Annotated in this window: 24 protein-coding genes and 1 riboswitch; of the genes, 14 read left to right on the top strand and 10 right to left on the bottom strand. The window is 66.2% G+C overall.

Going from position 1 to position 25,173, the window contains the following annotated elements; all coding sequences use genetic code 11:
- Positions 1–37: 37 nt before the first annotated feature.
- From ACK4HL_RS16450 to ACK4HL_RS16440, 3 genes are all read right to left on the bottom strand, one after another.
- Positions 38–1,150, bottom strand: a complete 1,113-nt coding sequence (locus tag ACK4HL_RS16450) for an ABC transporter ATP-binding protein (RefSeq protein WP_409762422.1) — start codon at positions 1,148–1,150, stop codon at positions 38–40.
- 85 nt (positions 1,151–1,235) lie between these two features.
- On the bottom strand, positions 1,236–2,600 hold the full coding sequence (locus ACK4HL_RS16445; RefSeq protein WP_409762418.1) for a PleD family two-component system response regulator: 1,365 nt from the start codon (positions 2,598–2,600) through the stop codon (positions 1,236–1,238).
- Positions 2,597–2,971 (bottom strand): response regulator, encoded by a 375-nt coding sequence (locus ACK4HL_RS16440; protein ID WP_409762493.1) that lies wholly within the window; start codon positions 2,969–2,971, stop codon positions 2,597–2,599. Before ACK4HL_RS16440 ends, ACK4HL_RS16445 begins: the two co-directional genes overlap by 4 nt.
- A 210-nt stretch (positions 2,972–3,181) precedes the next feature.
- Between ACK4HL_RS16440 and ACK4HL_RS16435 the strand changes: the two genes are divergently transcribed.
- Together ACK4HL_RS16435 and ACK4HL_RS16430 are read left to right on the top strand one after the other, a co-directional pair.
- Positions 3,182–3,475, top strand: a complete 294-nt coding sequence (locus ACK4HL_RS16435) for a DUF3572 domain-containing protein (protein WP_409762415.1) — start codon at positions 3,182–3,184, stop codon at positions 3,473–3,475.
- Positions 3,465–4,115 (top strand): hypothetical protein, encoded by a 651-nt coding sequence (locus ACK4HL_RS16430; protein WP_409762412.1) that lies wholly within the window; start codon positions 3,465–3,467, stop codon positions 4,113–4,115. Before ACK4HL_RS16435 ends, ACK4HL_RS16430 begins: the two co-directional genes overlap by 11 nt.
- A 2-nt stretch (positions 4,116–4,117) precedes the next feature.
- On the opposite strand, the gene ACK4HL_RS16425 is transcribed toward ACK4HL_RS16430, so the two are convergent.
- Positions 4,118–4,762: a glutathione S-transferase family protein gene (locus ACK4HL_RS16425; RefSeq protein WP_409762409.1), complete on the bottom strand. Its 645-nt coding sequence runs from the start codon at positions 4,760–4,762 to the stop codon at positions 4,118–4,120.
- 73 nt (positions 4,763–4,835) lie between these two features.
- Here ACK4HL_RS16425 and ACK4HL_RS16420 point away from each other — a divergent pair, with 73 nt between their 5' ends.
- Positions 4,836–6,116: a DNA polymerase IV gene (locus ACK4HL_RS16420; RefSeq protein ID WP_409762406.1), complete on the top strand. Its 1,281-nt coding sequence runs from the start codon at positions 4,836–4,838 to the stop codon at positions 6,114–6,116.
- 2 nt (positions 6,117–6,118) lie between these two features.
- Here the strand turns inward: ACK4HL_RS16420 and putA are convergent, their stop codons facing one another.
- Entirely contained in the window at positions 6,119–9,244 is a 3,126-nt protein-coding gene (gene putA, locus ACK4HL_RS16415; RefSeq protein WP_409762403.1) for a bifunctional proline dehydrogenase/L-glutamate gamma-semialdehyde dehydrogenase PutA, read from the bottom strand.
- Positions 9,245–9,359: 115 nt separating this feature from the next.
- Between putA and ACK4HL_RS16410 the strand changes: the two genes are divergently transcribed.
- The 3 genes from ACK4HL_RS16410 to ACK4HL_RS16400 all read left to right on the top strand — a co-directional run bounded on the left by ACK4HL_RS16410 (position 9,360) and on the right by ACK4HL_RS16400 (position 11,052).
- On the top strand, positions 9,360–9,866 hold the full coding sequence (locus ACK4HL_RS16410; protein WP_409762400.1) for an Lrp/AsnC family transcriptional regulator: 507 nt from the start codon (positions 9,360–9,362) through the stop codon (positions 9,864–9,866).
- Positions 9,863–10,705: a pantoate--beta-alanine ligase gene (gene panC / locus ACK4HL_RS16405; protein WP_409762397.1), complete on the top strand. Its 843-nt coding sequence runs from the start codon at positions 9,863–9,865 to the stop codon at positions 10,703–10,705. Before ACK4HL_RS16410 ends, panC begins: the two co-directional genes overlap by 4 nt.
- Before the next feature lie 101 nt (positions 10,706–10,806).
- Entirely contained in the window at positions 10,807–11,052 is a 246-nt protein-coding gene (locus ACK4HL_RS16400) for a hypothetical protein (RefSeq protein ID WP_409762394.1), read from the top strand.
- Positions 11,053–11,102: 50 nt separating this feature from the next.
- Here ACK4HL_RS16400 and ACK4HL_RS16395 read toward each other — a convergent pair whose 3' ends face one another.
- From ACK4HL_RS16395 to ACK4HL_RS16380, 4 genes are all read right to left on the bottom strand, one after another.
- Positions 11,103–11,549: a GNAT family N-acetyltransferase gene (locus ACK4HL_RS16395; RefSeq protein WP_409762391.1), complete on the bottom strand. Its 447-nt coding sequence runs from the start codon at positions 11,547–11,549 to the stop codon at positions 11,103–11,105.
- Positions 11,546–11,962 carry a DUF1489 family protein gene (locus ACK4HL_RS16390; protein WP_409762388.1) on the bottom strand — a complete coding sequence of 139 codons (417 nt, stop codon included), beginning with the start codon at positions 11,960–11,962 and terminating at the stop codon, positions 11,546–11,548. The genes ACK4HL_RS16395 and ACK4HL_RS16390 overlap by 4 nt, the downstream gene beginning before the upstream one ends.
- Positions 11,963–12,021: 59 nt before the next feature.
- Positions 12,022–12,657: a restriction endonuclease gene (locus ACK4HL_RS16385; RefSeq protein WP_409762385.1), complete on the bottom strand. Its 636-nt coding sequence runs from the start codon at positions 12,655–12,657 to the stop codon at positions 12,022–12,024.
- Positions 12,658–12,744: 87 nt separating this feature from the next.
- Positions 12,745–14,016, bottom strand: a complete 1,272-nt coding sequence (locus ACK4HL_RS16380) for an SPOR domain-containing protein (RefSeq protein ID WP_409762382.1) — start codon at positions 14,014–14,016, stop codon at positions 12,745–12,747.
- Positions 14,017–14,162: 146 nt separating this feature from the next.
- Positions 14,163–14,377: riboswitch (cobalamin riboswitch) on the top strand.
- A 20-nt stretch (positions 14,378–14,397) separates the two neighbouring features.
- Here ACK4HL_RS16380 and ACK4HL_RS16375 point away from each other — a divergent pair.
- Genes ACK4HL_RS16375 through cobO form a run of 5 tightly spaced genes read left to right on the top strand, consistent with a single transcriptional unit; the run spans position 14,398 to position 20,632 of the window.
- Positions 14,398–14,574, top strand: a complete 177-nt coding sequence (locus ACK4HL_RS16375) for a CbtB-domain containing protein (RefSeq protein ID WP_409762379.1) — start codon at positions 14,398–14,400, stop codon at positions 14,572–14,574.
- 16 nt (positions 14,575–14,590) lie between these two features.
- The gene (locus ACK4HL_RS16370; RefSeq protein ID WP_409762376.1) at positions 14,591–15,322 is read left to right on the top strand and encodes a CbtA family protein; all 732 of its coding nucleotides are present in this window, start codon (positions 14,591–14,593) and stop codon (positions 15,320–15,322) included.
- Complete coding sequence (cobW, locus tag ACK4HL_RS16365) at positions 15,319–16,356, top strand: cobalamin biosynthesis protein CobW (RefSeq protein WP_409762373.1); 1,038 nt, start codon at positions 15,319–15,321, stop codon at positions 16,354–16,356. The genes ACK4HL_RS16370 and cobW overlap by 4 nt, the downstream gene beginning before the upstream one ends.
- A complete protein-coding gene (gene cobN, locus ACK4HL_RS16360) occupies positions 16,356–20,018 on the top strand; it encodes a cobaltochelatase subunit CobN (RefSeq protein WP_409762370.1) in 3,663 nt (1,220 codons plus the stop codon). Before cobW ends, cobN begins: the two co-directional genes overlap by 1 nt.
- A complete protein-coding gene (gene cobO, locus ACK4HL_RS16355) occupies positions 20,015–20,632 on the top strand; it encodes a cob(I)yrinic acid a,c-diamide adenosyltransferase (RefSeq protein WP_409762367.1) in 618 nt (205 codons plus the stop codon). The genes cobN and cobO overlap by 4 nt, the downstream gene beginning before the upstream one ends.
- A 279-nt stretch (positions 20,633–20,911) precedes the next feature.
- Here cobO and ACK4HL_RS16350 read toward each other — a convergent pair whose 3' ends face one another.
- On the bottom strand, positions 20,912–21,133 hold the full coding sequence (locus ACK4HL_RS16350) for a hypothetical protein (RefSeq protein ID WP_409762364.1): 222 nt from the start codon (positions 21,131–21,133) through the stop codon (positions 20,912–20,914).
- Positions 21,134–21,409: 276 nt separating this feature from the next.
- Between ACK4HL_RS16350 and ACK4HL_RS16345 the strand changes: the two genes are divergently transcribed.
- The 3 genes from ACK4HL_RS16345 to ACK4HL_RS16335 all read left to right on the top strand — a co-directional run.
- Positions 21,410–23,260, top strand: a complete 1,851-nt coding sequence (locus tag ACK4HL_RS16345) for a PAS domain-containing protein (protein ID WP_409762361.1) — start codon at positions 21,410–21,412, stop codon at positions 23,258–23,260.
- A 161-nt stretch (positions 23,261–23,421) separates the two neighbouring features.
- Complete coding sequence (locus ACK4HL_RS16340) at positions 23,422–24,591, top strand: sirohydrochlorin chelatase (protein ID WP_409762358.1); 1,170 nt, start codon at positions 23,422–23,424, stop codon at positions 24,589–24,591.
- On the top strand, positions 24,588–25,173 hold a 586-nt coding region (locus ACK4HL_RS16335; protein WP_409762355.1), incomplete at its 3' end, for a precorrin-8X methylmutase. The genes ACK4HL_RS16340 and ACK4HL_RS16335, both read left to right, overlap by 4 nt.

The raw sequence follows: 25,173 nt of genomic DNA, 5'->3' as shown, positions 1-25,173 counted from the left end.
CAGAAACCCCAGCGCGCCGCAACCAAAGCCGAACGGCTCAGGAGATAGGTTGCGATGTCGCCGAATCAAAGACGAAAACGTGTTCGGGGTCGATCCGGAACCAGGCGGCGTTGCCCCTGGACGGTGCCGAGCGGGAATGGATCAGCGCGGTAAGCGGCTCCTCGAGCCCATTGAACAGAACCGTGCACTTGACGTCATCCCCCTGGAACCGCGCCTCGGTCACCAGCCCCTCGATGCCTTCTCCTTCGGCGGCCCTCTTCAGCCCCTGGGGGCGGATCAGCACGAGAGCCTCGCGCCCGTTCCCCCCGCGTGGCAAGGGAAACCTGCCGAGCGGGGTGACGACTGCCGAACCCTGGACCAGGCCTTTGACCTCGTTCGTATCCGAGAAGAAGCGCGCGGCAGCGGCGTCCGCCGGGTGGCGGTAAAGCTGTTCCGGCGTGCCGGACTGGACGAGGTTTCCCTGTCGCATCAGGAAGATGCGGTCGGCGAGGCCCATCGCCTCAACGGGATCGTGGGTCACCAGGAGGCAGGAGGCGCGGGTCTCCCGCAACAGCGTCAGCGTCTCGGCCCTCACGGATTCGCGCAGCCGCTGGTCGAGCCCCGAGAACGGCTCGTCCATCAGCATCACCTGCGGCCGCGGCACGACGGCGCGGGCCAGCGCCACCCGCTGCTGCTCGCCGCCCGAGAGATGGTGAGGGTAGTTCGCCGCGTAACGCGCCAGCCCCACCCGCTCCAGGGCATGGCGGGCGATCTTCAGGGCTTCCTCGCGCGGCAGGTTCTTGAGGCCGAAGGCCACGTTGTCGATGATCGAGAGATGGGGGAACAGCGCGAAATCCTGGAACATCAGCCCGATGTTGCGCTTCTCCGGCGGCACGAAGCGGGAGGGGCCCGCCATTTCCTGGCCATCGAACAGCAGCCGGCCGCTGTCCGGCCGCTCGATCCCGGCGGCGATACGCAGCAGCGTGGTCTTGCCGCAGCCCGAGGGCCCGAGAAGGCAGGCGATCTCGCCCGGTTCCAGTGTGAGGCTCACGTCCTGCACGGCGGCCGTCCGGCCGAAGCGCTTGGAGACATGCTCGAACTCGAGGAGGCCGGCGAAGGTGGCCCCGGCGGTTCCCTTCTGGCCCCACCGGCGGCTGTCGCGGTCCTCCATGGCTTTGCTTTCGACAGCGCTCATCGCCCGCGGGGTCTACACCACTTCAGGTTTGAAGCAAATGCCGGGCCCGCCCGAACCGGCCTCAGGCCGCCGCGAGGATCACGCGGTTGCGCCCTTCACGCTTAGCCCGGTAGAGCGCCTGGTCGGCCCGCTTCAGGAGATCGTCCACCGTATCGTCCACCGAGGCGAGTTCGGCGATGCCGAGCGAGACGGTGATGCTCAGGTGCGAATCGGGGCCGGCGTTGAATGTCTTGGCGGCCACCGCCTTGCGGATCCGTTCGCCGACACGCTCCGCCGTCTGCAGGTCGGTGCCGGGCAGTACGATGACGAACTCCTCGCCCCCCGTGCGGCAGGCGAGATCGATGCTGCGGATCGAGGCGCGGATGCGCCCGGCCAACTCCTGCAGCACACGGTCACCCGCGTCGTGGCCATGTGTGTCGTTCACCGACTTGAAGAAGTCGACGTCCAGCGTCAGCACCGAGAGCGGCTTGCCGCGGTTGACGGCGTGGTCGATCAGCGTGCCGAGATGCGTCTCGAGATAGCGGCGGTTGTAGAGGCCGGTGAGAGCATCCGTCACCGCCATCTCGATCGAGGCGCGCACGCTGGTGCGCAGCCGCTCGGTGTAGCGGAAACGACGGATCTGTGTCGCCACGCGCGCCATAAGTTCCTGCTTGTCGATCGGACGGATCAGGTAGTCGTTCACCCCCATGTCGAGGGCCCTGAGCAGCCGCTGGTGGTCATCCGGATCGACGATAATGAGGATCGGCGTCTGCCGCGTCTTCTCGACCGACTTGAGCTGCGAGCAGATCCGCAGCGCGTCGACACCTTCCATGTCGAGATTGACGATGACGAGCTCGAAGTCGCCCTCGCTCTGGCCAAAGGCCTCGAAGGCCTGCTGCGGATCGACCGCCACGGTCACGTCGTGGCGCCCCGCGAGTGCCGTCTTGATGCGTTCGGCCACCGCCGTGCGGTTGTCGATCACGAGGATCCGGCCACGGCCGGACTCCCCCAGCCCGTCTGGACCGAGCATGCGAAGCGGGTCGCCGTTGGTGCGGGTCCGGAGTTCGTCCGTCAGCATCTTGAGGCGGACAAGGCTCTTGACCCGGCAGAACAGGGAAACGTCGTTGACAGGCTTGGTGAGGAAATCGTCGGCACCGGCCTCGAGCCCGCGAACGCGATCCTCCGGCTGGTCGAGTGCAGTCACCATCACGACGGGGATGTGCTGGGTAAGCGGATTGGACTTGATGCGGCGGCACACCTCGATGCCGTCGATCCCCGGCATCATCACGTCGAGCAGCACGATGTCGGGCTTGGTGCGCTGCACGGCCTCCAGCGCGTCGGCGCCGTTCATGGCGGTCACCACGTCGAAATATTCAGCCGCCAGCTTCGCTTCGAGAAGCCGGACATTGGCGAGGATGTCGTCGACGACGAGGACGCGGGCCGTCATGCGCTCTTCTTGAGATAGCTGTCGATGGTCTGGAGAAAGCTCATCACTGAGATCGGTTTCGAGATATAGGCCTCGCAACCGCCTTCGCGGATCTTCTGTTCGTCACCCTTCATCGCGAAAGCGGTGACGGCAATGACCGGGATGTGACGCAGCAAGTCGTCCTCCTTCAGCCATTTCGTCACCTCGATGCCGGAGACTTCGGGAAGCTGGATGTCCATCAGGATCAGGTCCGGCCGGTGCCGGCGCGCGAGATCGAGGGCCGAGAGCCCGTCGCGGGTCTGGATCACCTGGTAGCCGTTCGCCTCCAGAAGATCGTTGAACAGCTTCATGTTCAACTCGTTGTCTTCCACGACCAGAACTCGCTTCGGCATCGCCGGCACCACTTCAGGCGTCCTCATGGGTCCCGCCGAGACTGACATGTTCAAACTCATCTGGCTCTGATCTCTGTTGGCGCGCCGGACATTTCCGGTCGTGCGGCGTTCCCATCACTTGGTGCACAGTCTGACTCTCGCGGGGTAACCAACAGCTTAACCAAACCCGGGCGCTGTTCAACGAGGTTCAAGGGTGGTTAATTGCGCGCCATGCACCAGGAAAAGAGCCTCGCTTCCTCTGCGGAAGCTGAAATCATCGCGCTGAAAGTACTTGGGTTTCTGGCTTCCGAGCCGGAGCGCCTCTCCCGCTTCATGGACCTGACCGGACTGGGGCCGCAGGCGATTCGCGCTTCCGCCGCGGAGCCCGCGTTTCTCGGTGGCCTCATGGATCATTTGCTGGCCGACGAGACGCTGCTCCTGATCTTCTGCGAGGAACATGACCTCGAGCCGGAACGTATTCAGTTGCTGCGCCGCAAGCTTCCGGGAGCCGCACTTGATCTCTGACCTCACCCTCGCCCAACTGGAGACCCTCGCCTTCACCGGGCGCCCGCTGGTCATCTGCGACGTGGACGAGGTCGTCGTGCATTTCACCCGCGATTTCGAGGACTATCTCGCCGCGCAGGATCTCCTGCTCGACACCTCGAGCTTTGCCCTGAACGGCAACGTCAGGTGCCGCCGCACGGGCGCGCCCGCTCCGGACGAGCACGTGGCCCGCCTCATTTCCTCGTTTTTCGACGAGCGCACCCGCCACATGCAGCCGATCGACGGGGCGGTCGATTCGCTCCTAACGATCGGCGAGACGGCGGACGTCGTGCTGCTCACCAACCTGCCGCACACGGCGGGCGACCACCGGCGCGCCAATCTCGCAGGGCACGGCCTTCCCTTCCCCGTCGTCACCAACTCCGGCCCCAAGGGGCCCGCGATCAGGGACATCCTGCGCCGGGCCCGGCAGCCCGCCGTCTTCATCGACGACAGCCCATCCTATATCGCCTCCTGCTTCGAGCATGCACCCGAGGTGCATCTCGTCCACTTCCTTCATGACGAGCGCTTCGCCCGCCACGTCGAGCCGCTGGGTTTCGTTTCGCTCAGAACCGCCAGCTGGGACGAGGCCCGGCCTCATATCCTCGAATTGATCAGGGGCTGACCTCAGCCGTATCCGCCGATCTTCATCACGCCATGGGACTCGAGCACCGCCTTGAGCTTCGGCCGCGCGCGCACCGCGGCCGCGAGTTTGGCCATGGCGGGAAAGCGGTCGTGCAGTGCGCTTTCGCTCGGCCTGCCCCACAGGGAAAGCATGAAGGCATAGAGGTCCAGCGCCGAGAATTCCCGCCCCATCAGCCATGGTCCCGAGGCCGAAAGCCGCCGCTCGAGGATCTGCCAGTAGGTATCCGCCCTCTCTCGCGCCCGCGCCATGATGAAGGCCTCATGTGCAGCATCCTGCGCGTAGCCGCCTTCGCCGAGGGCAAGGTTGTTGGTGGGGTAGAGTTCGGTGCTCATGAGGTGGAGCAGGCTCATGAACTCGCCATAGGCGGGGCTTCCCAGCGCCGGCGACATGTGCTTCTCGGGATGCGCCGCAACGAGGAACGAGACGATCGCTGCCGATTCATAGAGGCTGCGCCCGTCCGGGAGGCCAAGCGCGGGGATGAGCCCCAGCGGGCTCGACTCTCGGAAGGCAGGCGCCCTCACCTGCTCGGCGGTCATCCAGATATTGGTGTAGGGCACCTCCATTTCCTCGAGCAGGCAGTGGATGACGAGCGATCCCCAGGCCTTCACGTTGTAGAGCTTGTACATGTCCCTCTCCCTGCAACCCGACTCCGGGGTGGCAGTGTTCCCCAATTCGCGCCCATGCGCTAGTCTTGGTGCCATGCCAGACGGTGCCGCCACGGCGGGTTTCTGCCGCGACTGCTTTTCGGCCCTCGCGGGGGAAGAGCGGCGTTGCCGTTCCTGCGGCAGCCCGCGGCTGATCCGCCATCCGGAACTTCACCAGCTGTCGATCGCCCATATCGACTGCGATGCCTTCTACGCGGCCGTCGAGAAGCGCGACCGGCCGGAGCTTGCCGACAAGCCGGTGATCGTGGGCGGCGGCACGCGCGGCGTGGTGTCGACCGCCTGCTACATCGCCCGCATCCAGGGTGTGAAGTCGGCAATGCCGATGTTCAAGGCGCTGAAACTCTGCCCGGAGGCCGTCGTCATCAAGCCGGACATGGCGAAATATGCCGCGGCCGGCAGGATCGTGCGCGAGCTCATGCTGAGCGTGACGCCTCTCGTCGAGCCGCTGTCGATCGACGAGGCGTTCCTCGATCTGACGGGCACCTCCCGCCTTCACGGCATGAGTCCTGCCCTGACGCTGGCGCGCCTCATCGCCCGCATCCAGAAGGACGTGGGCATCACCGCGTCCGTGGGGCTGTCCCACAACAAGTTTCTGGCCAAGCTCGCTTCCGACCTCGAGAAACCGCGCGGCTTCTCTGTGCTGGGCCGCGCGGAAACGCTGGCTTTCCTCGCCGCGAGGCCCGTGGGCTTCATCTGGGGGGTCGGCAAGGCGATGCAGGAAGAGCTGGCGAAAGGCGGCATCACCATGATTGGCCAGCTCCAGCAGATGGAAAAGGCGGAGCTCATGCGCCGCTACGGCAGCATGGGAGCGAGGCTCTATCACCTCGCGCGCGGCGAGGACCGCCGCATCGTCTCGACCGATGACCATTCGAAGTCGATCAGTGCGGAAACAACCTTCGATTCCGATATTCGTGACCGTTCCGAACTCGAACGCATCCTCTGGCCGCTCTCCGAGAAGGTGTCGCGCCGCGCCAAGGCGGAGGGCGTCGCGGGCCATACCGTGGTGCTGAAGCTCAAGACGGCGGACTTCAAGACGCGGACCCGCAACGTCTCGCTGGCAGACCCGACGCTGCTCGCCGCCCGTATCTACGACGCCGCACTGCCCCTGCTGGCGCGGGAGGCGACGGGCACCGCCTTTCGCCTCGTCGGCGTCGGAATCACCGCTCTGGTCGAAGCCAGGCCAGAGCAGGAAACGGAAACGCTGGACGTCAACACTGCCGCGCGCGCCCGGGCCGAACTCGCCATCGACAGGATTCGCGACAAGTTCGGCCGCGCTGCCGTCGCCCGCGGCATCGGCTTCGGCAGCGAGGACTGAGCCTACTCGACGGACATCGACATCAGCGCCGCGTTGCCGCCCGAAGCCGTCGTGTCGGTCGAGACCACGCGCTCGGTGGCGAATCGGTGCAGATAATGCGGCCCTCCCGCCTTCGGCCCCGTGCCGGACAGGCCTTCGCCTCCGAAGGGCTGGGCACCCACCACCGCGCCGATCTGGTTGCGGTTGACGTAGATGTTGCCCACCCGAACGCGCCGCCGCACCTCCGCTGCCGTCTGCTCGATCCGGGTGTGAAGTCCGAGCGTCAGGCCATAGCCCGTGCCATTGAGCGCGGCGCACACATCCGCCAGCCTGTCGCCGGCGAAACGCACCACGTGCAGGATGGGGCCGAACACCTCGCGCTTCAGCATCGAAACGGAGGAGATCTCATAAGCCGCCGGAGCGACGAAGGTGCCGTTCGCGCATTCGGGGGAAAGCGGCAGCTCGATCAGCGCCCGCGCCTCCGCCTTCATGCGCGCCTTGTGGGCCTCGAGCTCCTGCCGCGCCTCCTCGTCGATCACCGGGCCGATGTCGGTAGCGTAGGCCATGGGATCGCCGATCCTCAGCTCCGCCATGGCGCCCTTCAGCATGGTGGTCACGCGGTCCGCCACGTCCTCCTGCACAAAGAGCAGCCGTGCCGCAGAACAGCGCTGGCCCGCGCTGTCGAAGGCCGAGGCCAGCACGTCGCGCACCGCCTGTTCGGGAAGGGCCGATGAATCGACGATCATCGCGTTCATGCCACCCGTTTCGGCGATCAGCGCCGGAATCGCCCCGTCGCGCGCCGCCAGCGCCCGGTTGATGATCGCCGCCGTCTCGTTCGAACCCGTGAAGGCCACGCCGGAAAGTGCCGGATGCGCCAGCAGCACCTTGCCGATCCGCGCGCCGTCGCCGGGGAGGAACTGCAGCACGGAGCGCGGGATGCCCGCCTCGTGCATGAGCTTCACCGCCTCGAAGGCGACGAGCGGCGTCTGCTCCGCGGGCTTCGCAGCAACGGCATTGCCCGCGGCGAGGGCCGCCGCCACCTGGCCGGTGAAGATCGCGAGCGGGAAGTTCCACGGCGCGATGCAGGCGAAGACGCCGCGGCCGTGTAGCGACATCTCGTTTCTTTCGCCGGTGGGGCCGGGCAGCGGCATCGGAGCTTCGAAATCGGCCCGCGCCTGCTGAGCGTAGTAGCGCAGGAAGTCCACCGCCTCGCGGATGTCGGCGATGGCGTTCTCCATGGTCTTGCCCGCCTCGCGCACCAGGAGAGCCGACAGCCGCGGCGTGTTCGCCTCGTAGAGCTGCGCCGCCTTTTCCAGTTTCCCGGCGCGCGCCGCGCCGCGCACCAGGTCCCAGTCCATCTGCGCGGAAGAGGCAATCTCCATGGCGCGCGCCACCGCCGCTTCATCCGCCTCTCGCACCTCTCCGAGTTCGATGCTGCGGTCTGCCGGCGAGGTGATGCGCCGGACGGGGCCGCCTGGCTCCGCCCTGCCGTCCACCAGCGCATGCGCCGTGATGCGGGAGGAAAGCGCCGCATTCATGCCGGAGACGAGGCGCTCGCGCGTTCCGTCGTCCCACAACGCCATGCCCTGCGAGTTCTCGCGGCCTGCGAAGATCTGGCGCGGCAGCGAAATCCTGGGGTGCGGAATTGCATCGAGCTTGTCGAGCTCCGTCACCGGGTCGGCGATGATGTCGGCGATCGGCGCCTCGTCGTCAGCCAGCCGGTTGACGAAGGAGGTGTTGGCGCCGTTCTCCAGGAGTCGCCGAACGAGATAGGCGAGGAGGTCCTCGTGGCTCCCGACCGGCGCGTAGATGCGGCAGGGCTGGTTCATCTTGTCCTTGCCCACCACCTGCTCGTAGAGCGCCTGGCCCATGCCGTGCAGCCGCTGGAATTCGAAGCGCCGGTCGTTCCCGGCCATCACCGAGATGGCGGCGAGCGTGTGTGCATTGTGCGTGGCGAATTGCGGATAGAACACATCGCGCCGCGCCAGCATGTACTTGGCGCAGGCGAGATAGCTCACGTCCGTCGAGACCTTGCGCGTGAACAGCGGATAGGCCTCGAGCCCCTGCTCCTGCGCCCGCTTGATCTCGGTGTCCCAATAGGCGCCCTTGACGAGGCGCACGGGCAGCACCTGGTCCGTTTCCTCCGCCAGCCTGGCCAGCCATTCGAGCACCGGCTTCGCGCGCTTCGAATAGGCCTGGACCGCCAGTCCCAGCCCGCCCCAGCCCTTGATCCGCTCGTCATGTGCCAGCCTGCCGAAGAGTTCGAGCGAAAGATCGAGCCGGTTCACCTCCTCCGCGTCGATCGTGAGGCCCACGTTAAGCGCCCGCGCCTCGGTGGCGAGTTCCGCCACGCGCGGCAGCAGTTCCGCCATCACCCGCGCCTCCTGCTTCTCTTCGTAGCGCGGGTGAAGCGCCGAGAGCTTCACCGAGATCGAGGCGCGGTCGAGTATGTCCGCGCCCTGCGTCTTCGCACCCACCGTTCTCAGCGCATCGCGGTAAGAGGCGAAATAACGCTCCGCATCCTCCTTGGTGAAGGCGGCCTCGCCCAGCATGTCGTAGGAGAAGCGGTAGCCTTCCTTCTCGAGCGGGGCCGCGATCGACAGCGCCTCCTCGATCGTCCGCCCAAGGACGAACTGCTTGCCCATGATGCGCATCGCCTGCTTCATGGCGTTGCGGATGATGGGCTCGCCCGACCGCGTCACCAGCCGCTTCAGGTAGCCCCCGACGTCGCTGCGCGCCATCTTGCCGAGGTCGACGAAACGTCCGGTCAGCATCAGCCCCCAGGCCGAGGCATTGACGAAGAGCGATTCGGATTGACCCAGGTGCCGCTCCCAGTCCTTGCCGCCCACCTTGTCGGCGATCAGCCGGTCTGCCGTCTCGCCGTCGGGAATGCGCAACAGTGCCTCGGCAAGGCACATCAGCACCACCCCCTCTTCCGAGGAGAGCGAATACTCCTGCATGAAGGCATCAATGCCGCCCTGCTGCCGCCGTCCAGCCCGCACCGCCGCGACGAGCTGTCGGGCAAGTTCCGCCACCCGGCGCTTGTCGGTCGATGAAAGCCCCGCCTCCGCCGCAAGGGCGCGGACGGTGGCGGTCTCGTCGGCGAAGAGCTTGTCGGCAATGGCGGAACGGCTGGGAAGCTGGGGCATGCGGTGATCTCCTCGAACAAGACCTCCTTCTGCCATAAATCGGCAGGGGCTTCTCACCAAACTCCAGGCATGATACGGTGATTTATCGAGTTATGTGTCACGATTGAGGGGAATAATGCCAGAATCAGGGAATACTCTAGTGAATCTGGATCAGACGGACAGAGCCATTCTCGCCGCCTTGCAGGAGAATGCACGACTGCCCGTGGTGGAACTGGCCCGGCGGGTGAATCTTTCCCCCACGCCCTGCACGCTGCGTATCCGCCGCATGGAGCAGGAGGGCGTCATCACCGGCTACCATGCAAGGCTCTCACCCCTGGCGCTCGGGCATACGCTGATGGTCTTCGTCACGGTCAGCCTCAAGTCGACCGACGAGAAGACGCTGCGCGCCTTCAACGCCGCCGTGAAGCCGGTGAAGCAAATCCTCGAATGCCACATGGTGGGCGGCGGCTTCGATTACCTGCTCAAGATCCGGGTCAGCGGCATGGGTGAGTATCGCGATATCCTGGGCGGCGTTCTCGGCGCCCTGCCCATGGTCGAAAGCACCCATTCCTACTTCGTGATGGAGGAGGTAAAGGAATCTCCCTTCCTGAACGTCAGCCGCCCCAAAGAACCGCGCGCATGAAACCGAAACTCCTCCGCAGCCTCGCTGCGCTCCGCCGCGAAACCTCCGCCTGGCGGCGCGAAGGCCTGACCTACGCCGTCGTGCCCACCATGGGCGCCATCCATTCCGGCCACACCGGGCTTGTCGCCGCGGGCCGCGAGCGCGCCGACAGGGTGATCACCACCATCTTCGTGAACCCGAAGCAGTTCGCCGCGAACGAGGATCTCGGCAAATACCCGCGCGACGAGGAAGGCGATGTGAGAAAGCTCGGCAAGGCCGGGAGCCACGCGATCTACCTGCCGGGCCCGCAGGACATGTATCCGCAGGGCTTCTCCACCACCGTCTCGCTCGCGGGGCCAGCCAAGGCCGGGCTCGAGGACAAGTTCCGCCCCCAATTCTTCGACGGCGTCGCCACCGTCGTCGCCAAGCTCTTCATCCAGACGGGCGCGGACTACGCCATGTTCGGCGAGAAGGACTATCAGCAGCTGAAGGTCGTCACTCGCATGGCGAAGGATCTCGATCTCCCCATCGAAGTCATCGGCATTCCCACCGTCCGGGAGGAGGACGGGCTCGCCAAGTCATCGCGCAACGTCTATCTCTCGAAGTCCGAGCGCCAGCAGGCGCTCGCCATCTATCGGAACCTGGTGAATGCAGCCGACCGCATCAGGGCGGGCGTCAACCCGCAGACAGCGACGCGCTCGGCGACGCGCACGCTGATGGCGCTGGGCTTCAAGGTCGATTACGTCTCCGCCCGCAATGCCGAGACGCTCGCCATTCCCCAGCACCGCGACGAACCGATGCGCCTCATCGCCGCCGCCTGGCTCGGCAAGACGCGCCTCATCGACAACATCCCGGTGTGATGCCGATCATTACAGCTTCTTCATTTGAACGGCGCGCAACCCATCACCAACTCTTGCGATAGCGGAGGCGCTGGAGCCTCCCGCCAATGAAGGAGACTTTCATGAGCACGTCCACGCGGGGCTCGTCGACGAGCCTCAACGGCAAGACCATCGGCATCGCCGCTGCCGCCGCAGTCGTCGTCCTCGCCATTGTGGGCTGGACCGCGGGATGGTTCGGTGGCAGCACCCCTGCCGAGGCCCCCGCCCCGGCCGCCACCACGACGGAGCAGCCTGCGGCTCCTGCGGCGCAGGGCACCACCGCTGCCCCTTCGACAGGCCAGCAGCAGGGCACCACGACCACGCCCTGATTGGATCAATGCGCGGGCGCAGCAAGTCTGCGCCCGTATACCTTCCACGATCACAGGGCGCGATGGAGGATGACGCGCCCTTCGCTGCTGAATCCGAGCGCGCGATAGAAGCGGCTCAGGCCGTGCACCCCTTCTCCAATGGGCGTGAGAGTCACCTGGTAACCACTCGCGCCATTTTCTCGAAGGTGAGCCTCGACCGCCGCGACCAGCGCGCGCGCCACTCCCTGCCCCCGCCAGTCGGGGCGGACGTAAAGATCGCCCATCTCGGCGGACCATCCATATTCGATCCCGAATTCCATCGAGACAGTCGCCACGCCGATCGCCTCGCCGCCTGCTTCCGCCACGAAGAGCGCACAGCTGTCGATGGCGAGCATGCGTCGGGCGTTCGCGGCAATCGTCTCGTCCGGCGTCGCGAATCCTTCCTCGGCGAAGAACCGCTGCAGCAATGTGATCGCTCCCGCGGGGTCGTCCGCCGCAGCGACCCGCCGCACCTTCACAGCAGCCCCAGCTCCGCCAGCTCCCGCCGCAGTTTTTCCGGCATGCCTTCGACCTTCGCGGACTTGGGCAGGTCGGGCGGCGAGTCCGCGGACTCCAGATAGCGCCAGCCCTGGAAGGCGCGCTTCGGCACCGGCCGCACCGGGATGATCTGCGGCTTGAAGGCGATGCGGCAGCGCTCGATGCCGTCCGCCCCCGTCACCGGCTCGAGCGCCGCAATGGGCTGCCGGCACAGGATCATGCCGCGGATCACCCAATAGAGCGAGCCCCCGGGCAGGATCTCGTCCTTCCGCTTCGGAAACATGCGGGTGACGTGGTCGAGCGTGTCGCGTCCTGCCCGGCAGTCGTTCACCCAGGACTCGAGCTCCTCGATTTCGGAAACGCCCACGCAGAGCTTGACGAGGTTGAGAGGCATGCCGCGATATTAGGTGAACCCCGCTCGGGGCGGAAGACGGCCGGCCGGTTTTCCCCAGTTCAGCGGGCGAGGCTCGGCGGGAGGGCGAAATAGTCCCTGTCCAGGCCCTTGAGCACATAGCAGTGCCGCACCACCACACCGATGTTGTAGCGCACCATGAGATGGGCGAGCCGCATGCCGTCGATCAGCACCACGCGGCGCGTCAGGCGCGAGCAGAACTCCGCCGCGCCGGCGGAAAAATGCGTCGTGGTCACGAACACGCCCTTGGAGGCGTGCCGGGATTCGAGCGTCCCGGCGAAATCCCGGACGTCGGAAATCGGAACGGGCACGCCGGGCTTCAGCCGTTTGGCCTGGATGTAGATCAGGTCGAAGCCGAGCTCGTCGAGCGTGATCACTCCATCGATGCCGCCATCGCCGGAACGGCCCAGGCGTTGCGCCATTCCCGCCCGGTCCCTGCCGTAGCCCATTGCAAGAAGCACGTCGATCACCAGCCGCTCGAAGAAGGCGGGCGGCTGAGCGTGGATGCGCGCGATGAGCTCGTCCGTGAGGGCCGCATGCGCCGCCTCGACGAAGCCCGTAACCGCGTCGTCGCCGCGGGGTTTCGGAGAGCCGTGCTCCAGCCGTTCCCCGGGAGGAGGAGATGACTCGTCGTCCGGAGACAGCATGAGCCGCTGGAAATCACCAAGCAGGGACATGCCGTTACGTAATGCGGAATGGCTTGAAGGCGCGTTAATGCGAAAAGGGCCCGGTCACCCGTGCCCCATTTGCGATTGGAGATAAGCTTACGAGGAGGACTTGCTCACGTAGCACTTGACCCCCTTGGCCTTCAGGCGGGAGCAGGTCTTGCCGGCATCCGTCTGCGTGTCGTAGCCCACCAGCCTGACGCGGTAGAAGACGCCCTTGGAGCCCAGATCGGCGCGCACCACCACGGGCTCATGCGAGGAGAGCGCCTTGTGCCTGGCCTTCATCTTCTTCCAGGTGGACCATGCCGCCTCTTCCGTCGTGGCGGAGGCAAGCTGCACGGCCCAGCCCGAGGCCTTCGGCGCCTCTGCCGGTTCCTGGGCAACCCCTTCCACCGGCGCGGAGGCAGGCTCTGCCACCGCCACCGTTGCGGGAGCCTCCTCCGGCACCTCTTCGACAGCGAGAATCTTCTCCTCGGCGGGTGCCGCCGGAGAAGGCTGCACCGCAGCGACCTGCGTCACCTCCTCGGGCGGGACGCGGTCGGTGAACTCTTTTTCCGCACTCGGGGATATATCGTTTTCACCGGCCTGTGCCTCACTGCCGAGCAGCGTAGCACCCGGGGCCGCGGCCTGAGGCAGGTTCACCCCGGCCCGCGTGACGGCCGCCGTCTGCATCTGGTCGCTCGCCTCGGCAGGAGCCTGCGGCATGGTGCCGTCGAGCACCGCGAGGCGCTGCAGGGCGGGTTCGTATTTCGGATTGGCCGCCAGCGCCTGGTTCAGGGCGTTGCGCGCATCCTCCGCGCGGTTCAGCTTCTCGAAGGTGAGGGACTGGGCGAAATGGAGCCGCGCCGCATCCGGATAGCCGAAGCGCAGCGCCTTGTCGAAATCGGCGAGCGCGAAGAGATATTGCCCGCCATCGCGCAGCAGCGTGCCGCGGCTGTAGTAGGCATGGCTGAACTGCCCGTCGAGGAACAGCGCGGACGTGTAATCCTCCATGGCCAGCGCGTCGCGGTCGAGGCGCTGGTAGGACAGGCCGCGATTGTAGAGGGCAAGGGCGCGGAGCTTGCCGGACATCGCATCGATGCGCAGCGCCGCGGTGTAGTCGTCCAGCGCGAACTCGTGCTCATTGAGGCGCTGATAGGCAAGCCCCCTGTTGAGCAGAGCGTTGGCCAGCACCTCGGGCTCGAGCGTGCGGGATTCGATGGCTTGGGTGTAGGCGATCACGGCCGAGGCCGGATCGCCTGCATGAAGCGCCTTGTAGGCCTGCGAAGCGAGGCTGCTTGCCGGATTGCCGGCTGCGGCAAGGGAGGGTGTTGCGCCCGCAGCAAGCAACGCGGAACAGACGGAAGCGAGGATGAGCGTACGAACCTTCATGGCATCCAGTATCGCGAGGACAGGGTTAAGAACGCCTTTCCGCCAGCCGCCCAACTGCTTTCCATTGGGTAAATGCCGCCCGAAACCTGTGTCGTTTTTGGACGTTGGGCGGCGTTCCCGCATGTTGACGAACCGGGGCCATGCTGCCACAACTGTTCCCGTGTGGTGCCCGCCAGCCAGACGGACTGCGGGCCTAACAGGGAACACGGTGAGGACGACCCAATCGGGGCCGAATCCGTGACTGCCCCCGCAACTGTGAGCGGCGAGGGCTTCGGCTGAAATGGCCACTGGGAGACCGGGAAGGCCGCCGGAGTTCTGAGACCCGCAAGTCAGGAGACCTGCCACGCGCCTGGACTTCACTGGTCACCACGGAGGGTGTTCATGACCGCTCGTATCGTTTCCGTTTCCGCTCTGCCCGTCTCTAAGCGTATTGCCGCCGGCCTCGCGCTGCTGTTCATCGGCGCCACGCTCAGCTTCGCGGTGGGGCTGTCCAACATGGCGGCCGCCCACAACACCGCGCACGATACGCGCCACGCCATCGGCTTCCCCTGCCACTGAACCGGCGGACCTTCACATGATCGGGCGAGTCGTGCTCGCCGCGCTCCTTGCGGGGATCGCGGCGGGTTTGATCATGGGCGCCATCCAGCATCTGCGGCTGACGCCCCTCATCCTCGAAGCCGAGGCCTATGAACGGGCGGCGGATGTCCACAGCCATGCCCCGGCCGGCGAGCCGGCAACCGCAGGGGCGGAAGCGCCCGCCGGCGGTCACGACCATGATCACGGCGAGGGCTGGGCCCCCGAGGACGGCTGGCAGCGGACGCTCGCGACGACCCTCACCGCCGCCATGGCGGGTGCCGGCTTCGCCGCCATCCTCGCGGCGGTCTCGCTCGTCTCGGGCATTCCCCTCACGCGGGAGAACGGCATGGTGTGGGGCCTCTGCGGATTCCTCGCGGCGAGTCTCGCGCCCTCGATCGGCCTGCCGCCGGAACTTCCCGGCATGCCGGCCGCCGATCTCGTCTCGCGCCAGGCCTGGTGGGCAGGCACCATCATCGCCACGGGGGCCGGCATCTTCCTTCTCGCCACGCGGCGCGAGGCCGTGGCGCTCGCCGCGGCCGTGCTGCTCATCGGCGCGCCCCATGTCATCGGGGCGCCGGTCGCCGCGCACCAGGAGAGCAGCGTGCCGCCGGGGCTCGCCGCCGCCTTCGCCGCCAACTCGATCGCGGCCAATGCCATATTCTGGGTGCTGATCGGCCAGTTCCTGGGAATGGCGCTCAACCGCTACGCCAAAGAGGCCTACGCCGCATGAAACCCGAGAAGATTCCCGCCACCGTCATCACCGGCTTCCTGGGCGCGGGCAAGACCACCCTCATCCGCAACATGCTGGAGAACGCCGACGGCCGCCGCATCGCGCTCGTCATCAACGAGTTCGGCGATGTGGGCGTGGATGGCGAGATCCTGAAGGGCTGCGGCGTCGAGGCCTGCCGCGAGGAGGACGTGATCGAGCTTGCCAATGGCTGCATCTGCTGCACGGTGGCCGATGACTTCGTTCCCACCATGAAGAAACTCATCGAGCGCGAAGACCCGCCCCAGCACATCGTGATCGAGACTTCGGGCCTGGCGCTTCCCCAGCCGCTGGTGCGCGCCTTCAACTGGCCCGAGATCAAGTCGCGCGTCACCGTCGACGGCGTGGTGACGGTGGTAGACGCCAAGGCGCTGGCCGAGGGCCGCTTCGCCGATGACGAGGCAGCCGTTCAGGCGCAGCGCGAGGCGGACCCGAACCTCGACCACGAGAATCCGATCGAGGAGCTCTTCGAGGATCAGCTCAACTGCGCCGACATGGTCATCGTCAACAAGACAGACCTCCTGGATGCGAATGAACATGCCGCCGTCACCGGCGAGCTGAGGGGGAAGGTGCGAGCCGGCACCAAGCTCGTTCCCACGCGCCATGGCCGGATCGATGTCTCCGCACTCCTGGGGGTGGGCGCCTCGGCGGAGGACGACATTCACAACCGCCTGTCGCATCACGAGATGGAAGGCGAGGAGCAGCACGACCACGACGACTTCGTGACCTTCATCGTATCGCTCGGCGAGGTGGCCGACAAGGCCGCCCTCCTGAAGCGCATCGAGGAGACCATCGCCGCGCACGACATCCTGCGCCTCAAGGGCTTCGCCGATGTGAAGGGCTCCGCCGCGCGGCTGCTGGTGCAGGCCGTGGGCCCGCGCCTCAACAGCTATTTCGACCGGCCGTGGAAGGCGGGCGAGAGGCGCGGCACGGAGCTCGTCGTCATCGGCGAAAAGCACATGGACCGCGAGGCGATCGCCGCCAAGCTGCGGGGCTGATGCATCTCCTCGCCACGACATCGGGCGTGATCGACGGCGCCGCCGAGGCAGTCGACCTCGAACAGTCTCCAGCGGAGATCGTCGTGCTCTCGGCGGCGGACAGCGAACTCGCGTCGCTCGCCCGCGCCCACGACGCGGCACCCGTCTCGCTTCGCCTGGCCAACCTGCTGCAGCTGCAGCATCCCCTCTCCGTCGATCTCCATGTCGAGAAGACGCTCGCCCACGCCAGGCTGATCGTGCTCCGCATTCTCGGCGGCGCCTCCTACTGGAGCTACGGTCTCGACCAGGTCGAAGCACTGGCGCGCGCGCGCGGCATCCTGCTTTGTGTCCTGCCGGGCGATGCCCATCCCGATCCGGATCTCACCCGCCGCTCCACCCTCGAGCCCCGGCACTGCGAGCGGCTGCGGCAGTATCTGGTGATGGGCGGGGCAGAGAACGCAGGTGCCTTCCTCAGCTATTGCCGCCACCTCATCGCCGGAACCGAGGCGCCCGCCCCTGCCCGCGAACTGCCCAAGGCCGGGCTCTACCGCGACACCTCCCGCCGCGGAGAGGCAAGTGCGGCGCTGGTCTTCTACCGCTCGGTGCTCGAAGGCGCACAGACCGCCCCCATCGACGCCCTCGTCGACGCCCTCGCGGCGCGCGGGATCGGCTGCAAGGCCTTCCACGTCGCGAGCCTGAAGGATGGTTCCAGCGTCGCGTGCCTGAAGCAGGGTCTCGGTGCTCCGGACGTGATCCTCAACGCCACGAGCTTCGCCGTGGCCTCGGGCGGTGGCGATGACCCGCTCGCCGCCTGCGACTGCCCGGTGCTGCAGCTCGTGCTCTCGGGCTCATCGGAAGAAGGCTGGCGAGGCAGCGCGCAGGGGCTCAACGCCCGCGACCTGGCGATGAACGTCGTGCTGCCGGAGCTCGACGGCCGCATCATGTCGCGCGCCATTTCCTTTAAGGCGGACAGTCAGTGGCATCAGGGAACCGAGTGCCGCATCGTCACTTACCGGGCCGTGCCGGACCGTGTGGAGTTCGTGGCCGATCTCGCCGCCGGCTGGGCGAGGCTGCGGCGCACCTCCGCAGCGGAGCGCAAGCTGGCGATCGTTCTCGCCAACTATCCCAACAAGGACGGCCGCATCGCCAACGGCGTGGGCTACGACACGCCGGCAAGCACGGTGGCAATTCTCGACGCCTTGTGCGCGGAAGGCTATGCCATCACCGGATACCCGGCGACCGGCAACGGCATTATCGAGGACCTGCAGCGCGGCCCCACGAATTCGGGCCTCCATCGCCCCGGCCCGGGCGGGCCAATCTTTGCTCTGGCCGACTACCTACGCCACCTCCAGGCCCTGCCCTCCTCCGTCCGTGAACGGATCAACGAGCGATGGGGCGAACCGGCGCGCGACCCCTTCTTCGCCGATGGCGCGTTCCGGCTTCCTGTGCGCGTCTACGGCAATGCCGCCGTGGCGATCCAGCCGGCGCGCGGTTACAACATCGATCCCAAGTCGACCTATCACGATCCTGCCCTTCTTCCGCCGCACGGCTATCTCGCCTTCTACTTCTGGCTTCGCCACGACTTCGGCGCCCATGCGGTGATCCACAACGGCAAGCACGGCAATCTCGAGTGGCTGCCCGGCAAGGCCAATGCGCTTTCCGCCGCATGCCTGCCTGAGATCGCGCTCGGTCCCCTGCCGCAGCTCTATCCCTTCATCGTCAACGATCCGGGAGAGGGAACGCAGGCAAAGCGCCGCACGGGTGCGGTCGTCATCGATCACCTCACCCCGCCCCTCACGCGCGCTGAAACCTACGGCCCCCTCAAGGACCTCGAAGCGCTGGTCGATGAATACTATCTCGCCTCGGGGCTGGACCGCCGCCGCCGTGACGCGCTGCGCCGCGACATCCTGGACCTTACCCGCTCCACCCGCCTCGATGCCGACGCGGGCTTTACCGGACACGAGGACGCCGACCTCCAGCGCCTCGACGCCTTCCTGTGCGACCTGAAGGAGGCGCAGATCCGCGATGGCCTGCACATTCTCGGCGTCTCGCCGCAGGGCCGGCTGGAAACCGACCTGCTCCTCGCCCTGACGCGCGCTCCCCGTGGCCTCGGGGAAGGCGGAGATGCTTCGCTCGTGCGCGCCTTGAGTTGCGATTTCGGCTTCACTGGTTTCGACCCGCTGACATGTTCCATGGCGGAGCGCTGGACGGGCCCGTGCCCCGAGGCACTTGCGCAGTTGATCCCGGAGCCTTGGCGCAGCAACGGCGACACCGTCGAGCGCCTCGAACTCTTCGCCGCCGGCCTTCTCTCCGGTGCAGCCCTTCCGCGGGATTTCGTCCGTAGCCGGATGGTACTTGCACACGTCGAGTCACGCATCCGCCCGGCGCTCCGCGCCTGCGGCCCGAACGAGATTGCCGCATTGAATCGAGGTCTAGCGGGCCGCTTCGTTGCGCCCGGCCCTTCCGGCGCGCCAACCCGCGGCCGGCTGGACGTGCTGCCCACCGGGCGGAACTTCTATTCCATCGACAACCGCACGGTGCCGACGCCCACCGCCTGGAACCTTGGCCAGAAATCCGCCGAAGATCTCCTGCTGCGCCATTTCCAGGACACCGGCACCTATCCGCGAGCGCTCGGGCTCTCCGCCTGGGGCACCTCCAACATGAGGACGGGCGGCGACGACATCGCCCAGGCGCTTGCCCTGATCGGCGCCAGGCCCGTGTGGGAACCGTCGAGCTGGCGCGTCACCGGTTTCGAGATCGTGCCCCTGGCGAAGCTCGGCCGCCCCCGCGTCGACGTCACGCTCCGCATCTCCGGCTTCTTCCGCGACGCCTTCCCCGCCCAGATCGAATTGCTGGACAAGGCGTTCCGCGCCGTGGGCGCGCTGGAGGAAGACGAGGAGGACAACCCGATCGCCGCCCGCATGAGAGCGGAAGCGAAAGCACTTGCCGCCGCCGGCATCGCCAGCGAAGACGCGCGGCTGATGGCGGGCCACCGCATCTTCGGCTCGAAGCCCGGGGCCTATGGCGCGGGCCTCCAGGCACTGATCGACGAGAAGATCTGGACCGAGCGCGCCGACCTCGCCGCGGCCTACGTTACCTGGGGTGCCTACGCATATGGAGCCAAGGCGCAGGGATTGAGCGATGAGAAGGCCTTCACCGAACGTCTCCGGCGCATCGAGGCCGTGGTCCACAACCAGGACAACCGCGAGCACGATCTTCTGGACTCGGATGATTATTACCAGTTCGAGGGCGGCATGACGGCGGCTGTGGAACAGGCATCGGGCAAGCGCCCGCGGGTCTACCACAACGACCATTCCCGGCCCGAGCGTCCGGTGATCCGCACGCTCGAGGAAGAGGTGGGCCGCGTCGTGCGCGCACGCGTCGTCAATCCGAAATGGATCGCCGGCGTCAGGCGCCACGGCTACAAGGGCGCCTTCGAGATCGCTGCCACGGTCGACTACATGTTCGCCTTCGCCGCCACCACCGGGGCGGTGCGCTCGCATCATTTCGATCTGGCCTTCGACGCCTTCATTGCCGACGATCCCACCCGCGGCTTCATCCGCGACAACAATCCAGCTGCGCTGAAGGAGATTGCGGAGCGCTTCCGCGAGGCCGCCGCCAGGGGGCTCTGGACGCCGCGCCTCAACTCTGCCCATCATCTTCTCGAGGAACTGACCAGATGACAGACGAAACGCCGGACCACGACAACGCCCGCCATCACGAGAAGATGGCGAAGAAGAAGGCCGCGCGCGACAAGATCATGGCGGGCAAGACCATCGAGAAGGGCCTGCTCATCGTCCACACCGGCAAGGGCAAGGGCAAATCCACGGCAGCCTTCGGCATGATCTTCCGCTGCGTGGGTCACGGCATGAAATCGGGTGTCATCCAGTTCGTGAAAGGCGCCTGGTCCACGGGCGAGCGAACAGTGCTGGAGAAGTTTCCCGATCTCGTCACCATCAAGGCTATGGGCGAAGGCTTCACCTGGGAAACCCAGGACCGCGAGCGGGACATCGCCCATTCCCGCGCCGCCTGGGAGGAGGCGAAGAAGATGATCGCCGACCCCTCCTACAAGATGGTGCTGCTCGACGAACTCAACATCGTGCTGCGCTACGACTATCTGCCTCTCGCCGAGGTGCTCGAGGTTCTCGGGAACAGGCCGGCCGGAAAGCATGTGATCGTCACGGGCCGCAACGCCAAGGATGAGCTGATCGAGCTTGCCGATCTCGTGACGGAAATGGAACAGGTGAAGCACCCCTTCCGATCAGGCGTGAAGGCGCAGGCCGGAATCGAGTTCTGACGGCGCGGGTGGGCCTCGTCTTGCTGCCCTGCCGGAATGGTGTGGCGCAGGACCGGGGGATTCTGACGCCACACCACTGCCGCTCCGCTCCCAAGATCAGATCGGCAACAGCCATGCTATCACGATTTGCCGGTCTGGCCACCCGCTACGTAAGGTTTCCCCATGCGTTGAAGGCCGCTTGCCTTTCTGAACGCTACTTTGACGAGAGTGCTGGCAGCGCTCCCCGTCGTCTGCAACTCAAGGCATCAGGGAGGGAATGCTCATCGTCCGCTCTCGACCTCAGACGGCAGTGCTTTCGTGTGAATCCGCATTTCCGGCAAATTCGGCAGCTCCGCCGTGCAGCGCGATCGCCCGCAGAATGGCATCGGTGATCTGATCGCGGGACAGCGAATCGTATCGCTTCTCAAGCTCGGGAAGAAGAACATCGACGGTGACGATCCGGCTTCCGCTTCGATTCATTGTATCTTTGACAGCCGCACTTGCGGTTTCGAACAAACCCATGGCGCTCACTCCAAATCATTGTTGGATACTTGGTAGCGCTGAGCTCGGCCGCTGACAGCCCCGTTGCCGGGAATGGGAGATGCTGGCGTGAACTACCTTCGGATATCGGTATGGATGAATTCATAGCACCGCAATGTCACGAAATGATGGCCATGGCATCTGCTCCTCCGCCGGCACCATTGACCGGGAAGCCGATGATGCTCCAGAGTGCTCGGAACCTTTGGCGGCAGGTCTCTGGTTGTCATTGCTACGCGTGTCCCTTGAGGATGATGTCGCATGCGCGAGAACAGCCGCACTCCCGCCGAGCCGGTGATGGAGAAAGCGCCCCACGCCCACTCGCGGCTGGAAGCGGCCGTCGAGGCGACGAGCCTGGGAGTCTGGGAATGGGACCTGGCGACAGGTGAAGTCTATTGGTCGGATCGCCAGCGCGAGATTTTCGCATTGCCGCCCGGCGCGGAAGTGACCTACGAGGTCTGGGTGTCCCGCATTCATCCGGAAGATGCCGAATGGGTGCAGGAAGCGGCGCGGCGCCTCTTCGAGCCGGCATCGGGCGGCAGGATGCACCTCCAGCATCGCCTGCTGCTTCCGACCGGCGCCGTGCGCTGGATCGAGTCGCACGGGAGAATGATCTACGAGGGCGGCAAGCCGGTACGCCTGCTCGGCACCATCACCGACATCACCAGCCGGAAGGCGGCGGAAAGCGCCTTGACGGAGGCTCTGTCCTCCCTGGAAGTGACGCTCGATGGCGTCGATGCGGTTCCGTGGCGTTACAACACCGCTGCACTTGAACTGAAATGGTCGCCGCGGATAGCGAGGCTGCTGAAGCTCGAGAGCGGGTCGCGATATCCCTCGCTGGAGGATTTCTTCGCCCGCGTTCACCCGGATCATCAGCAGCTCCTCGCTGACGTGCGCGCGGCGGAGCGCTCGGCCGAACCCGGTACGAAGTTCGCCATACAGGTGAAGCTGCTTCGGGATGACGGAAGCTGGGCATGGATGGAACGGCGTTCGATCGCCGGGCCGCACGAGCCGGAAGGCCGCTGGATTTACGGAGTGGATCTCGACATCTCGGAAAGAAAGAGGATCGAGGAGGATCTGGCGGCCGCCGTCCAATCGCTGACACGCGAGCGCGAGCGCCTGAACGTCGCCCTTCTCGTCGGCCAGCTTGGTGTCTACGAATGGCGGATCGGCGAGGAGAGCGTCTGGTGGTCGCCCGAAACCTACACGCTCTACGGTGTCGATCCCGCGACCTTCACGCCCACCGTCGAGAGCTTTTCCACCCTCGTTCACCCGGCCGACCGGGAGGAGCTGTGGCAGAAGAGCAAGCAGGCCATCGAACAGAGGACGGTCTTCGAGCACGAGTACCGCATCATCAGAAAGGATGGCGAAATCCGCTGGATCATCAACCGGTCTCATGTCGGCATGGACGAGACGGGTGCCGTCGAACGCATAACAGGCGTCGCCGCCGACATCACCGATCGCATGCGGCGCGAGGAACAGATCCAGCTCCTCATGCGCGAGGTGAACCACCGCTCCAAGAACCTGCTGTCGGTGGTTCAGGCCGTCGCCCACCAGACGGCGATGGTGAACGAGCCGAAGTCCTTCGTGAGGAATTTCTCCGAGCGGCTTCGCGGTCTCGCCGCGAGCCATGATCTTCTCGTCCACAATGGCTGGCGCGGCATTCTGATGACGGACCTTGTACTCTCGCAGCTCTCCCATGTGAGCGAGCTGCTCGGCAGCAGGATCGCCGTGCATGGCCTGCCCCTCCGTCTGACGCCGCTCGGCGCCCAGACGCTGGGAATGGCGATGCACGAACTGACGACGAATGCCGTTAAATATGGCGCCCTGTCGGGCGAGGAGGGCAGCGTGTCGATCGCCTGGAAACTGCAGCAGGATGGTGGCCGGGAGATGTTTTCTCTGGAGTGGCTGGAGGAGAACGGACCGGCCGTTTCCCCGCCGGAGCGCAGCGGATTTGGTACGATCGTCTTGACGAGAGTGGTCGAGGACGCCTTCGGCGGCAAGGTGACCCTCGAATTCCGCCGGTCCGGCCTCAGGTGGACTCTCGACGCCCCCTTCGATCGTCTGGGCGAGGACGGAACCGGCGCCGGAACGCCGCAAACGGGCTTGTGACCGGCCCCTCCCGGAGCTAGAACGGCGCTCCGCAGCGTCCCCTGAGACGGGACTGAAAGCACATTCCGGTGCGGCCGACCCAATTCGGGGGCCAATGCCGGAGCTGCCTTCCGGACCGGGCTCGCCCCGGGGGCGCATCACGGGCGGGGAAGGCAGGAGAAATGACGGAAAAACTCGGTGTGATGCTGTGCGGCCACGGCAGCCGCGACAAGGATGCCGTGAAGGAGTTCGCCGTGCTGGCGGAGCACCTGAAGCGCCGCCTGCCGCAATATCCCGTCGAATACGGCTATCTCGAATTCGCCACGCCCATCATCCGCACCGGCCTCGACACCTTGAAGGACCAGGGCGTCACCCGCGTGCTGGCGGTGCCCGGCATGCTGTTTGCCGCCGGCCACGCCAAGAATGACATCCCCTCGGTGCTCAACACCTATGCCGCCGCCAACGGCCTCCGCATCGACTATGGCAAGGAGCTCGGCATCGATCCCAAGATGATGCGCGCCGCAGCCGATCGCGTGCAGGAGGCGCTCGACGCCGCGGGGCCAGGCGTGCCGAAGCACGAGACGCTGCTCGTCGTCGTGGGCCGGGGCGCCTCCGACCCCGACGCCAATTCGAACGTCTCGAAGGTCACGCGCCTCCTCTGGGAAGGTTTCGGCTTCGGCTGGGCGGAAACGGCCTACTCCGGCGTCACCTTCCCACTGGTGGCTCCCGCGCTCGATCACGCGGCGAGGCTCGGTTACCGCCGCATCATCGTCTTTCCCTATTTCCTGTTCACCGGAATCCTCGTCGAGCGCATCTATTCCGCAACGGACGAGGTTGCCGCGAAACATCCGGCGATCGAGTTCGTCAAGGCGCCCTATCTCAACGATCATCCGCAGGTCATCGCCACCTTCGAGGAACGCATCGGGCAGATCCTCACAGGCGACGTCGCCATGAACTGCCAGATGTGCAAGTACCGCACCCAGGTTCTGGGCTTCGAGGCCGAAGTGGGTGCCGTTCAGGAAAGCCACCACCACCACGTCGAGGGAATTGGCACGGCGGAGGACTGCGCGTATTGCGACGGCACCTGCAACTCCATGTGCAAGACCATGCCGGGAAAGCAGAAGGATGCGGTGCTCGCCATCGATCCCGGCAAGGTCCTCGCCGGCCAGCCCCACCACCATCATCACGGTCCCGGGGATCACCACCATCCTCACGGTCCCGGGGATCACCACCATCCTCACGGTCACGATCACGGCCACGATCACGGACACGATCACGGGCATCCGCACACCCACGCCCCCTACCCCCACGCGGATCATCCGCTGGGGCCGAAGAGCATGCTGAAGACGTGACGCCCTACCTGCGAGATCCTGCCGCCATCTATCGGCGCTCCTTCGAAATCATCCGTGCCGAAGCGGATTTCTCGCACCTTCCGCAAAACGCCGAGGCCGTCGCCGCCCGCATCGTCCATGCCTGCGGCATGCCGGAGGTCGCGGCGGATCTCCGCATCTCGCCGGAATTCGTCGAGAGCGCACAGGCTGCCCTCGCCCGGGGCAAGCCGGTGCTCGTCGATGCCGAGATGGTTCGCCACGGCATCATCGGCAAGAACCTTGACGTCATCTGCACGCTGAACCATCCCCGGGCACGCGAGATCGGCCTTGCCACGGGCAACACCCGCTCGGCCGCCGCCGTCGAACTCTGGCGCGACCATCTCGAGGGCGCCGTCGTGGTGATCGGCAACGCGCCGACGGCACTCTTCGCCGTTTTGGAGCTGATCGACGAGGGCGCCGCACGGCCCGCCGCCATCGCCGGCTTTCCCGTGGGCTTCGTGGGTGCTGCGGAATCCAAGTCCGAACTCCACGCCAGCCCGCGCGGCATTCCTTATGCCACGTTGCTCGGCCGCAGCGGCGGCTCCGCAATGGCCGCCGCAGTCG

This window comes from Aestuariivirga sp., assembly GCF_046294715.1.
Taxonomy (GTDB): domain Bacteria; phylum Pseudomonadota; class Alphaproteobacteria; order Rhizobiales; family Aestuariivirgaceae; genus Aestuariivirga.
Note: the sequence above shows the minus strand (reverse complement) of the source record. Positions and strands in the feature narration are given on the sequence as shown.